This is a genomic window from Pandoraea anhela (genome assembly GCF_902459655.1).
GTDB classification, from domain to species: domain Bacteria; phylum Pseudomonadota; class Gammaproteobacteria; order Burkholderiales; family Burkholderiaceae; genus Pandoraea; species Pandoraea anhela.
Window position 1 is genome coordinate 151,897 of sequence record NZ_CABPSB010000009.1, and the last position, 12,279, is coordinate 164,175.

General features: G+C 61.1%; 12 protein-coding genes. All 12 read left to right on the forward strand.

The features are described from left to right. The first annotated feature begins 58 nt into the window (after window positions 1–58). The 12 genes from pyrH (at window position 59) to lpxB (ending at window position 12,220) form a co-directional block, all read left to right on the forward strand. Complete coding sequence (gene pyrH / locus PAN31108_RS14405; protein WP_044455586.1) at window positions 59–772, forward strand: UMP kinase; 714 nt, start codon at window positions 59–61, stop codon at window positions 770–772. Between the two features lie 86 nt (window positions 773–858). Further along, window positions 859–1,419 carry a ribosome recycling factor gene (gene frr / locus PAN31108_RS14410; protein WP_069344977.1) on the forward strand — a complete coding sequence of 187 codons (561 nt, stop codon included), beginning with the start codon at window positions 859–861 and terminating at the stop codon, window positions 1,417–1,419. 64 nt (window positions 1,420–1,483) lie between these two features. Next, window positions 1,484–2,266 carry a polyprenyl diphosphate synthase gene (uppS, locus tag PAN31108_RS14415; protein WP_150669507.1) on the forward strand — a complete coding sequence of 261 codons (783 nt, stop codon included), beginning with the start codon at window positions 1,484–1,486 and terminating at the stop codon, window positions 2,264–2,266. After that, a complete protein-coding gene (locus tag PAN31108_RS14420; RefSeq protein ID WP_150669508.1) occupies window positions 2,266–3,075 on the forward strand; it encodes a phosphatidate cytidylyltransferase in 810 nt (269 codons plus the stop codon). The genes uppS and PAN31108_RS14420 overlap by 1 nt, the downstream gene beginning before the upstream one ends. A 2-nt stretch (window positions 3,076–3,077) precedes the next feature. Then, a complete protein-coding gene (ispC, locus tag PAN31108_RS14425; protein WP_150669509.1) occupies window positions 3,078–4,277 on the forward strand; it encodes a 1-deoxy-D-xylulose-5-phosphate reductoisomerase in 1,200 nt (399 codons plus the stop codon). A gap of 42 nt (window positions 4,278–4,319) precedes the next feature. After that, on the forward strand, window positions 4,320–5,711 hold the full coding sequence (gene rseP, locus PAN31108_RS14430; protein ID WP_150669510.1) for an RIP metalloprotease RseP: 1,392 nt from the start codon (window positions 4,320–4,322) through the stop codon (window positions 5,709–5,711). Between the two features lie 73 nt (window positions 5,712–5,784). Next, window positions 5,785–8,088: an outer membrane protein assembly factor BamA gene (gene bamA, locus PAN31108_RS14435; RefSeq protein ID WP_174994983.1), complete on the forward strand. Its 2,304-nt coding sequence runs from the start codon at window positions 5,785–5,787 to the stop codon at window positions 8,086–8,088. Between the two features lie 52 nt (window positions 8,089–8,140). Beyond that, the gene (locus tag PAN31108_RS14440) at window positions 8,141–8,674 is read left to right on the forward strand and encodes an OmpH/Skp family outer membrane protein (protein WP_370819652.1); all 534 of its coding nucleotides are present in this window, start codon (window positions 8,141–8,143) and stop codon (window positions 8,672–8,674) included. 14 nt (window positions 8,675–8,688) lie between these two features. Beyond that, a complete protein-coding gene (gene lpxD, locus PAN31108_RS14445; protein ID WP_150669512.1) occupies window positions 8,689–9,777 on the forward strand; it encodes a UDP-3-O-(3-hydroxymyristoyl)glucosamine N-acyltransferase in 1,089 nt (362 codons plus the stop codon). Continuing rightward, complete coding sequence (gene fabZ / locus PAN31108_RS14450) at window positions 9,774–10,232, forward strand: 3-hydroxyacyl-ACP dehydratase FabZ (RefSeq protein ID WP_150669513.1); 459 nt, start codon at window positions 9,774–9,776, stop codon at window positions 10,230–10,232. The genes lpxD and fabZ overlap by 4 nt, the downstream gene beginning before the upstream one ends. 17 nt (window positions 10,233–10,249) lie before the next feature. Beyond that, a complete protein-coding gene (gene lpxA, locus PAN31108_RS14455; protein WP_150669514.1) occupies window positions 10,250–11,041 on the forward strand; it encodes an acyl-ACP--UDP-N-acetylglucosamine O-acyltransferase in 792 nt (263 codons plus the stop codon). 3 nt (window positions 11,042–11,044) lie between these two features. After that, window positions 11,045–12,220, forward strand: coding sequence for a lipid-A-disaccharide synthase (lpxB, locus tag PAN31108_RS14460; protein ID WP_174994984.1), 1,176 nt, complete (start codon window positions 11,045–11,047; stop codon window positions 12,218–12,220). Window positions 12,221–12,279: the final 59 nt, after the last annotated feature.

Below are 12,279 nucleotides of genomic sequence, written 5' to 3' on the forward strand. Positions count from 1 at the left end.
CCCGTTGTTTCATCCAGAATACCCCAACAGTGCCCGACCAGACTTCTTAAGGACCGCCATGTCTACTCCTTACAAACGCGTACTTCTCAAGCTCTCTGGTGAAGCCCTCATGGGTGACGACTCGTTCGGCATCAACCGCGCAACCATCGAGCGGATGGTTGGCGATATCGCCGAAGTCGTTCGCCTGGGCACGCAATTGGCCGTCGTGATCGGCGGTGGCAATATCTTCCGTGGCGTGGCAGGCGGTGCCGCCGGCATGGACCGTGCAACGGCCGACTACATGGGGATGCTCGCCACGATGATGAACGCTCTGGCGTTGCAGGACGCCATGCGTCACGCTGGCATCGAGGCACGTGTGCAATCCGCGCTGCGCATGGACCAGGTCGTTGAGCCGTACATTCGCCCGCGTGCGATCCGCCAGCTCGAAGAGGGCAAAGTCGTGATCTTCGCCGCCGGCACGGGCAACCCGTTTTTCACGACCGACACGGCTGCTGCGCTGCGCGGCTCGGAAGTCGGCGCCGAAGTGGTGCTCAAGGCGACCAAGGTCGACGGCGTGTACTCGGCCGATCCCAAGAAGGACCCGAACGCAGTAAAGTACTCGACCATCAGCTTCGACGAGGCCATCTCGAAGAATCTGCAGGTCATGGACGCGACGGCTTTTGCGCTGTGCCGCGATCAGAAGATGCCGGTGCGTGTTTTCTCGATCGTGAAGCCGGGCGCGCTCAAGCACGTCATTCTCGGCGAGGACGAGGGAACGCTCGTCCACGTTTGAGTTCAAATTGCGGCGTCGGCGTGCAGTGGCGTGCCGACGCCGTATCGTTTATGTTTGCGTAATAAATTTTAGGTTTGGAGGTTGCCATGAGCGTTGCTGACGTCAAGAAGAATGTCGAGCAAAAGATGAAGAGCTCGATCGAGTCGTTCAAGAACAACCTGGCGAAGATTCGTACTGGCCGCGCGCACGTGGGTCTGCTCGATCACGTTCAGGTCGATTACTACGGTTCGATGGTGCCCATCTCTCAGGTTGCCAACGTGAGTCTGGTCGACGCCCGTACGATCGGCGTGCAGCCTTGGGAAAAGAACATGGTTGCCAAGGTCGAAAAGGCGATTCGTGAGTCGGATCTCGGTCTGAATCCGGCAACGCAGGGCGACCTGATTCGCGTGCCGATGCCCCAACTGACCGAAGAACGTCGTCGCGAGATGACCAAGCTGGTCAAGTCGGAAGGCGAAAACGCAAAGGTTGCGGTGCGTAACCTGCGTCGCGATGCCAACGAACAACTCAAGAAGCTGGTGAAGGACAAGGAAATTTCGGAAGACGACGAGCGCCGTGGTGGTGACGACGTCCAGAAATTCACCGACAAGTTCGTCGCCGAGATCGATGAGCTGGTGAAGCAGAAGGACGCCGAGATCATGACGGTCTGAGTGCTTCGGCACTTACCGCAAGATCTCCGCAGACTTTCGCGCTCGACTCCCGCGCCGTATCTCAATGGGTTTTCTCAGCTCTACGCTTTCTGCTCCAGAGACAGCGAGCATTCCGCGCCACGTTGCCATCGTCATGGATGGCAACGGGCGTTGGGCTACCAGTCGTAAATTGCCTCGTGTGGCGGGGCACAAGCGTGGCGTTGACGCCGTACGCGAAGCGGTGACGGCGTGTGCCGAAATCGGCGTCGAGTATCTGACCCTGTTCGCGTTCAGTTCCGAGAACTGGCGTCGTCCGCAGGATGAAGTGTCGACGCTGATGCAGTTGTTCATTCTTGCGCTCGAGCGCGAAGTGGGGAAGTTGCATAGCAACGGTATCCGCCTTCGCGTCATCGGTGCGCTCGAAGCGTTCGAGCCACGTATCCAGGAACTCGTCCGACGTGCCGAGGAGCGCACCCAGGACAACAAAGGGCTTACGTTGACCATTGCCGCTAATTATGGCGGGCGGTGGGATATTCTTCAGGCCGCTCAGAAGCTTGCCGCCGCGCGTGTTGCGCAGGGCGGGGAGGCCGCGCTTGACGCGTCGTTCACCGAAGACGATCTCGCGCCTTACCTGAGCATGGCCTATGCGCCGGAGCCGGATCTCTTCATCCGAACCGGCGGCGATCAGCGCGTCAGTAATTTTCTGCTTTGGCAACTGGCGTACACTGAACTCTATTTCACCGAAGAATTCTGGCCGGACTTCAACGCCAATACGCTCAAGCGGGCCGTCGCCGAGTTTCAGCAGCGCGAACGCCGTTTCGGCCGGACTAGCGCGCAAGTCCAGAACCCCTCGGGACAATCCGCCTGATGCTCAAGACACGCGTTATTACCGCTGTCGTACTTCTCGCCATTCTTTTGCCCGTGATCTTCGTCGGTACGCCGGCGCAGTTCGCATTGCTCGCGGCCGTCATCGTGGCGGCAGCGGGTTGGGAGTGGGGACGGCTGGTCGGCCTGAACGGCACAGGCGCGATTTTTTACGGGGCGCTGGCGTTGCTCGGCGTCGGCATGACGTGGGTGGGCGGATGGACGCTGTCGCCGATCTGGCTCAAGCCTGCGGCTGTCTTCTGGTTGCTTGCCGGTCCCTATACCTTGATACGTAAGCCTGCGACGCATGGTGCGTGGCGCGGCTTGCTGCTGGCCGCCGGCCCCGTATTGCTGATCGCCGCCTGGCAGGCGCTATGTCTGGCGCGTGAGCGCGGCGTCGCGTTTCTGCTTTCCGTGCTCGTGATCGTGTGGCTGGCCGACACGGGGGCCTATTTTGCGGGGCGCGCGTTCGGTAAGCGCAAGCTCGCGCCCTCCATTAGTCCCGGGAAATCCTGGGAGGGGGCGATCGGCGGTTGGTTGCTGGTACTCGTGGTCGCAGGGGCGGTGCTCGCAAGCGGTCTGCAGGCGCCCACCATCGTTTCTCATCTCGCCAGCACGCGGGGCATCGCACTCGGCGTGTTGACGCTGACGGTGCTGGTGGCCTTTTCGGTCGTGGGCGATCTGTTCGAATCTCAACTCAAGCGGCAAGCCGGCGTGAAGGATTCCAGCGCGCTGCTGCCCGGCCATGGGGGCGTGCTCGACAGAATCGACGCGCTTCTTCCGGTGCTCCCGCTCGCTCTGCTCTTCGTCTGATCATGTCGCAACGTCTCTCCATTCTCGGCTCCACTGGCTCCATCGGCGTTAGCACGCTCGATGTCGTGGGGCGTCACCCCGATCGCTTCTCGGTCTACGCACTATCTGCGCATCGTAACCTCGATCGTCTCTTCGAGCAGTGCGTCGCGCATCGCCCGAAGGTCGCCGTTGTGGCCGATGCCGAAGGCGCGAGTGTTCTGTCGGCTCGACTGGTGCAAGCCGGATTGAAGATCGACGTGGCATACGGCCCGCAAGCGCTGATCGAGATTGCGCAGGCTGCCGAGCCTATGATGGTGGTCGCCGCGATCGTCGGGGCTGCGGGGCTCCAGTCGACGCTTGCTGCCGCCCGTGCAGGTAAACGCATTCTGCTTGCCAACAAAGAGTCGCTGGTGCTTTCCGGGGCGCTTTTCATGGCGACCGCCGAGCGCGCGGGCGCCACGTTGCTGCCGCTCGACAGCGAACACAACGCCATCTTCCAGTGTTTGCCGCAAGTCGCCGGCGAGAACCGGATTTCCACGCGCGGCGTGGAAAAGCTGGTGCTGACGGCTTCGGGTGGCCCGTTCCGGGAGCGCGAACTGGCTTCGCTGGAGAATGTGACGCCGGACGAGGCGTGTGCCCATCCGAACTGGGTGATGGGGCGCAAAATTTCGGTGGACTCGGCCAGTATGATGAACAAGGGCCTCGAGGTCATCGAAGCGCACTGGCTGTTCGGTATGCCGCCCGAGAAAATCGAGGTGTTGATCCACCCGCAAAGCGTGATTCACTCGATGGTCACGTATACGGACGGCTCCACCTTGGCGCAACTCGGTAATCCCGATATGCGTACGCCGATTGCGCACGCGCTCGCATTCCCGGATCGGGTGATGTCGGGCGTGGCGGGCCTGAATCTCGCGGATATTGGCAAACTGACATTCGAAGCGCCGGATCTGCGACGCTTCCCGTGTTTGCGCCTGGCATTCGATACGCTGCATCGCGGTGGTACCGCAGGGGCGCTGCTCAATGCCTCGAACGAGATCGCAGTGGCTGCGTTCCTCGAGGGGCGTATCCGTTTTACCGCCATCGCGCAGGTCGTGGAGCAGGTGCTCGACGCCGTGCCGGTGGGCGAGGCCACGTCGCTCGACGTGGTGCTCGATGCTGACCGTCGTGCGCGTGAACTGGCGACGGCCATCGTCGCCAGGTTGCCCGCGCCAGCGCGTTCCTGACGCCGCTGCTCATGTCGTAACGTCTTCGGGGCCCTTCCGCTCATGAATTTGCTGACCACGTTGCTTGCGTTCGCCGTCGCGATTGGCGTCCTGGTGGTGTTCCATGAGCTGGGCCACTACACCGTCGCGCGGTTGTGCGACGTGAAGGTGCTTCGGTTCTCCGTTGGGTTCGGTGCGCCGCTGCTCAAGTGGACCATGGGGCGGGACCGTACCGAATGGACCATCTGCGCGCTGCCGCTCGGCGGTTATGTTCGTATGCTCGACGAGCGCGACGAGACGCAGACCGTGGCCCCGGAGGATCGTTCGCGGGCGTTCAATCAGAAGTCGGTCTACAAACGCTTCGCTATCGTCGCGGCCGGCCCGGTCGCCAATTTCCTCCTTGCCATTGCGCTGTACGCCGGCCTGAATCTGGTTGGCGTGACGGAGCCCGTCGCCCGAATTGCGCCGCCTGCGGCGGGCACGCTTGCCGCGCGGGCGGGCTTGTCGGGCGGTGAGCTGATCACCGGTGTGCGTGAAAACGGGAGAAATCCTGAAGCGGGGATCGGCGAGGAGGCCGCCGTCCGTTCCTGGGAAGACCTTCGCTGGCGTCTCGTCGATCCGATGATCGAGGGGCAGCGGGTGACGCTGGTCGCCCGTACGCGTGATGGCCGCGCTGAATACACGCTCGACGCGGCGGGTCAGCACTTTGATGCCGATGGCGAGCAGGACTTCATGCAGCGTTTGGGGCTGGTGCCTTCGGCGCGTGTCACGGTGGGGCAGGTCATGGCGGGCGGGGCGGCAGGCCTCGCCGGGCTGCGCGTCGGCGATGAGATTACGGCGGTCGATTCAAGTCCCGTCGTGTCTGCCAAGGGGCTGGTGGACGCGGTGCGCGCGCATCCGGGGCAGCCGATGACGCTGACCGTGCGCCGCGACGGTAATTTGCGCAGCGTCACACTGACGCCGAGCGCCGAGGTCGATCCGGCTGCGGCCGGGGGCGCGCGCGTCGGCAGGATCGGGGCGGCATTGGCGAGTCAGGTCGATTCGGTGACGGTGCGCTACGGGCTGTTCGAAGCGATTGGCCGGGGGGCGCAGCGTACGTGGGATGTAACGGCGTTCAGTGTGCGGATGTTCGGGAAAATGATCACCGGGCAGGCATCGCTCAAAAATCTGAGCGGACCGGTCACGATTGCAGACTACGCGGGGCGTTCGGCCCGACTCGGGCTCGATTATTTCGTTGCCTTTCTGGCGCTTGTCAGCATTAGCCTGGGCGTATTGAATCTGTTGCCGATTCCAGTTTTGGACGGTGGCTATCTGTTATATTATGCGGTCGAAGCGATTACCGGTCGGGCAGTTTCCGAGCGGTGGCAGGGCGCGCTGCAACGAGTGGGCATCGTTTGCATCCTTGCGCTCTCTGCCGTAGCACTTTTCAACGACCTGTCGAAGTTGCTGCACTAGGACAGCGTCACGTGCCTGCCGGTCGCAGGCAAATCCGAGTTTTTACGATTCAATTGTTTCTTGGGGAAGCAAGTTGTCGAATAAATACCACCTTGTTCCGAAGACCCTGGTGATTGCGGTTCTGGCGGCACACAGTTTTCTGGCACGCGCCGTCGAGCCCTTCGTGGTCAAGGATATCCGAGTGGAGGGCTTGCAGCGCATCGAACCCGGTACCGTATTTTCGTACCTGCCCGTGAAGCCGGGCGACAAGTTCAACGATGATAAGGGCACCGAAGCAATTCGTGCCCTTTACGCTACGGGCCTCTTCTCCGACGTGAGTGTTGAAGCGCAAGGCAGCGTGCTGGTGGTGCACGTCAACGAGCGTCCCGCGATTGCTTCCATCGACTTCCTCGGTATCAAGGAATTCGACAAAGACGGTTTGAAGAAGGCATTGCGCTCGGTCGGCCTGACCGAAGGTCGCACCTTCGACCGTAACCTGCTCGACAAGTCGGAGCAGGAACTCAAGCGCCAATACCTCACGCGCGGCTACTACGCTGCGGAGGTCAAGACGACGGTCACGCCGCTCGAACGTAATCGCGTCGGCATTCAATTTGCCGTGACGGAAGGTCCGAAGGCCACGATCCAGCAGATCAATTTCGTCGGCAACAAGGCATTCTCCTCGTCGGACCTGATGTCCGAGATGGAGCTGGGCACGCCGAACTGGCTGTCCTGGTATTCGAAGAACGATCTGTATTCCAAGGACAAGCTCACGGGCGACCTGGAAAAACTGCGCTCGTTCTACCTGAATCGCGGTTATCTCGAATTCAACATCGACTCCACCGACGTCTCGATTACGCCGGACAAGGATCAGATGTATCTGACGATCAACCTGCACGAAGGCGAGCCGTACAAGGTGTCGGACGTCAAGCTCTCCGGTGAAATGCTGGGCAAGCAGGACGACATCCAGAAGCTCGTACAACTGAAGGCGGGCGACACGTTCTCGGCCGCGAAACTGCAGGCGAGCACGAAGGCCATTTCCGACCTGCTGGGCAACTACGGCTTCGCTTTCGCGAACGTCAACGCTCAGCCGACCATCGACCGCAACAACCATACCGTTGCGCTCACGCTGACGATCGATCCGGGCCGTCGTGTGTACGTTCGCAAGATCAACATCGTTGGCAACTCGCGTACGCGTGACGAAGTCATTCGCCGTGAATTGCGTCAGCTCGAAAGCTCATGGTACGACGCCGACCGCCTCAAGCTGTCGCAGGATCGTATCAACCGTCTGGGCTACTTCACCGATGTGAACGTGACGACCGAGCCGGTCGCGGGTTCGAACGATCAGGTCGACCTTCAGGTGAAGGTCGAAGAAAAGCCGACGGGTACGATCAACGTGGGTGCCGGCTTCTCGTCAACCGACAAGGTGGTGTTGCAGGCGGGTATCAGCCAGGACAACGTGTTCGGTTCGGGGACGTCGCTTTCGGTGAACGTGAACACCGGTAAGACGTATCGTACGTTGGCGGTGACGCAGGTCGATCCGTACTTCACGGTCGATGGCGTGAGCCGCATTACCGACATTTACTACCGCACTTATCAGCCGCTGCTGCTCACGAGCGATTCGGATTTCCGTATCAACACGCTCGGCGGCAACCTGAAGTTCGGGGTGCCGTTCTCGGAAGTCGACACGGTCTTCTTCGGTCTGGGCTTCGAACAGACGCGTTTGCATCTGACGAGCGATGGCACGACGCCGCAGCGCTACGTCGACTATGCGAACCAGTTCGGTTACGTCAGCAACAACTACCCGCTGACGGTGGGTTGGTCGCGCGACTCGCGTGACAGTGCGCTGATCCCGAACCGTGGTCACTACCAACAGGCCAACCTCGAAGTCGGCACGCCGATCGGGACGACCAAGTACTTCCGCGCGTACTATCAGCACCAGTACTACTACCCGGTCAGCCGCGGCTTCACGCTCGCGCTGAACGGGGAAGTCGGTTACGGCCACGGTCTGGGCGGTCAGCCGTTCCCGATCTTCAAGAACTACTTCGCCGGCGGTATCGGTTCGGTGCGTGGTTACGAGCCGAGCTCGCTGGGTCCGAAGGACACCAATGGCGAACCGCTGGGTGGTGCGTCGAAGCTGATCGGTAACGTTGAATTGACGTTCCCGCTGCCGGGCACGGGTTATGACCGTACACTTCGTATCTTCACGTTCCTCGACGGTGGTAACGTGTTCGATAACGGGCAGGCGATTACCTTCAATAACCTGCGCTATTCTTACGGTTTCGGTCTGTCGTGGATTTCACCGATTGGCCCGCTCAAGCTGTCGATGGGCTTCCCGCTCGTCAAGAAGACGGGCGACCAGTATCAGAAATTCCAGTTCCAGGTCGGTACGTCGTTCTAACGACGGCATTTCGACCGGTTCCGAACGTTTCATCGTTGTAAGGGGTAATACATTGAACGGTATCCGTAAGCATTGCCTTCGCGGCGTCGCCGCGGCGTTGCTGGCAGGGGCAGCCTTCGCGGCTTCGGCTCAGGATGCGCGCATCGCCGCAGTTAATTCGGATCGCATTCTTCGCGATTCCACGCCGGCCAAGGCTGCGCAAGCCAAACTCGAAGCCGAATTCTCGTCGCGGGACAAGGCATTGCAAGATATGGCTCAACGTCTCAAGGCGATGTCGGACAAGCTCGACAAGGACAATCCGACTCTGAGCGATGCCGAACGCGCGAAGCGTCAACGCGATCTGGCCGCTGCCGACACCGAGTTTCAACGCAAGCAACGCGAGTTTCGGGAAGACCTGAATCAGCGTCGTAACGAAGAGCTTGCGGCGGTGCTCGACCGCGCCAACCGCGTCATCAAGCAAATCGCAGAAACGGACAAGTACGACCTGATCGTGCAGGAAGCGGTCTACGTGAGCCCGCGTATCGATATTACGGATAAGGTGCTCAAGACCCTGAACGCAGGTTCGGGCGGCGCCAGCGGCAAGTGACGGGTCCGCATTCCATGTCGGGATCGTCGTCCGCTCCGTCCGCGCCGTTCGTCACGCTGGCGCAGATCGTCGCACGCTTCGGCGGCGAACTCGTGGGTGACGGCAACGTCACCGTGGAAGGCCTGGCACCGCTCGATCGCGCGGGTGCCCGTCAAATGGCGTTCCTGTCCAATCCGCTTTATCTCGCGGAGGTGCCTAATTCGGGTGCTGCCGCAGTGATTCTCTCCAAAGCCGATTTCGACAAGCTGCCGTCGCACGACGGACGCGCGTGGATCATTGCGTCGAATCCCTACGCTTACTTTGCGCGCGTCGCGCAGATGTTCGCGCAGGCAGCAGCGCCGGTGCCCCCGGCCGGGATTCACCCGAGTGCGTCCGTTGACCCGACAGCCGTGGTGCCTGCCTCATGCGTGGTCGGGCCGAATGTCGTGATCGAAGCGGGCGCGCGTCTGGGCGAGCGTGTGCGGCTCATGGCGAACGTGTTCGTCGGTCGTGGGACGACGCTGGGTGACGACGTGCTCGTTTATCCGAACGTCACGCTTTATCACATGAGTGTGATCGGTGCGCGTTGCGTGATTCAGGCCGGCGCCGTGATCGGCTCGGACGGGTTCGGCTTCGCCCCGGATTTCTCCGCCACGGGCGGTGAATGGGTCAAGATCCCTCAGGTCGGTCGTGTGGTGATCGAAGACGACGTCGAGATCGGCGCATCGACAACGATCGATCGTGGCGCCATGGCCGACACGGTCATCGAGCGCGGCTGCAAGATCGATAATCTGGTGCAGATCGCACACAATGTGCGCGTCGGGGCGTTCACGGTGATTGCCGCATGCACGGGCATTGCTGGCAGCAGCACCATCGGTAAATTCTGCATGTTGGGCGGTAACGTCGGCGTTGCCGGTCATGTGGTGATCGGGGACAAGGTCATCGTGACCGCCAAGTCGGGGGTGTCGAAGTCGATCCCCGGGCCCGGCACCTACACCAGCGCGTTTCCGGCGATTCCGAACGCGGAATGGAATAAAAACGCGGCCATCATGCGCAATCTGGATAAGATGCGCGAGCGCGTGCGTCAACTTGAAGCGAAGGTCAAGGACCTGCAAGACAAATGAGCGAGACCAATATCAATATCGACATCCACAAGATCATGAAGCTGCTGCCGCATCGGTATCCGATGCTGATGGTGGATCGCGTGATCGGACTGGAGCCGCACAAGAACATCAAGGTCATCAAGAACGTTACGATCAATGAGCCGTATTTCACCGGCCATTACCCGCAGCGTCCGGTGATGCCGGGCGTGCTGATCGTCGAAGCGCTGGCGCAGGCCGCGGCGCTGCTGACATTCTCGGACGAGCCGGTGCACGACGAGAACACGCTTTATTATTTCGTGGGGATCGAGAACGTTCGCTTCAAGCGTCCGGTCGAACCGGGTGATCAGCTCGTGCTGGATGTCGACTTCGTGAAGCACAAGCGCGCGATCTACTGGTTCAAGGGGCGCGCCATGGTAGGTTGCGAAGTTGCTGCCGAAGCCGAGTTCATGTGCATGGTCAAGAAGAACGGCGAATAACCGGAACCGAGACGCTCATGACGAACATTCATTCCACCGCAGTCGTCGATCCGAAAGCGCAATTGGCTGATGACGTCGTCGTCGGCCCTTACGCCATTGTCGGCCCGAACGTGACGATCGGCGCAGGCACGCAGATTCTCCCGCATACGGTTGTCGACGGTCACACGACGCTGGGCGAGGGCAACAAGATTGGCCCGTTCGCGTCCATTGGCGGTAATCCGCAGGATATGAAATACGCAGGCGAGCCGACCAAGCTCGTCATCGGCGATCGCAACACGATTCGCGAGTTCACGACCATTCACACCGGGACGGTGCAGGACGGAGGGCTGACGAGCGTCGGTAACGACAACTGGATCATGGCCTACGTGCACATCGCACACGACTGTCATGTGGGCAACCACACGGTGTTTTCGAGCAACGCGCAGATGGCCGGTCACGTGCATGTCGACGACTGGGCAATCATCGGCGGCATGACTGGCGTGCACCAGTTCGTGCGCATCGGCGCGCATGCGATGGTGGGCGGGGCGTCGGTGCTCGTGCAGGACGTGCCCTCGTTCGTCATTGCCTCGGGCGATCGTGCCGTGCCTTACGGGATCAACGTCGAAGGCCTGCGTCGCCGCGGCTTCTCGGCCGATGCCATCACGGCACTGCGTCACGCGTACAAGCTGCTCTACAAGAGCGGATTGACGCTCGACGAGGCTAAGGCACAGATCGAAGCCTTTGGCAATGCGGGGGCGCCGGACGTCTTCGAGGCTGTCCGTACGCTGCTCGACTTCCTCAACGCAAGCACGCGCGGTATCGTGCGCTGACCTATGTCGCCGACCTTTCCCGGCGCCGGCCAGCGAACCCTGGCGATGGTGGCCGGGGAGCTGTCTGGCGATCTCATTGCCGGCAATGTGCTTGCCGGTCTCAAACAGAGCCTTCCGGCCGACATCACGTACGCGGGTGTCGGTGGTCCGCATATGGCGGAAGAGGGCTTCGACGCCTATTGGCCGATCGACAAGCTCTCCGTCATGGGCTACGTCGAAGTCATCAGGCATCTTCGCGAGATTCTTTCGATTCGCAAGCAGCTTCGTGAGCGCTGGCTCGTGGAAAAGCCGATGGCGTTCGTCGGTTTCGACGCTCCCGACTTCAATTTCGATCTCGAAATCAGACTGCGTGAGGCGGGCATTCCGACGATTCACTTCGTGAGCCCGTCGATCTGGGCGTGGCGAGGTGGGCGTATCAAGAAGATCAAGCGCGCCGTCGACCATATGCTGTGCCTGTTCCCGTTCGAGCCGGAGATTTATCACCGGGCGGGCATCGACGCGACCTTCGTTGGCCATCCGATGGCCGACAAGATCCCGATGGTGCCCGATGTCGCGGGTGCCAGAGCGAAGCTCGGACTGGAAGGCGACGCGCCCGTCGTGGCGATTCTCCCGGGCAGTCGCACGTCCGAAGTGCAACGTCTCACCCCGGTGTTTTTTGCGGCGATGCGTTTGCTCGCAAAGCGCGATCCGGCGATTCGCTTCGTGCTGCCGGCCGCCACACCGCGCCTGCGTACGATGATGCAACCGATCCTCGATGCGCATCGCGACCTCCATCTGACGGTGATCGACGGACGTGCACCGCTGGCGCTGGAGGCCGCAGACAGCGTGCTTCTCGCCAGCGGGACGGCCACGCTGGAGGCCGCGTTGTACAAGAAGCCGATGGTGATCTCGTACAAGGTGCCCTGGCTAACGGCGCAAATCATGAAGCGGCAGGGATATCTGCCGTATGTCGGTTTGCCCAACATTCTGTGCGGCGAGTTCGTCGTGCCGGAATTGCTGCAACATTTCGCGACGCCCGAAGCGCTTGCCGATGCCGTTTGGCAGCAATTGACGGACGCCGCGTTACGGGTATCGCTGCAAACGCGCTTCACGAAGATTCACGAGCAACTGCGTCAGAACACCGCGGCGCGTTCGGCCGAGGTGATCGAGCGCGTACTGCGTGAGAAAGGGCGTATATGAGTGAAGACGTGAAGGTGCGTCGAACCGTACGCAAGACCGTTTTGCGTGATGGTGCTGCG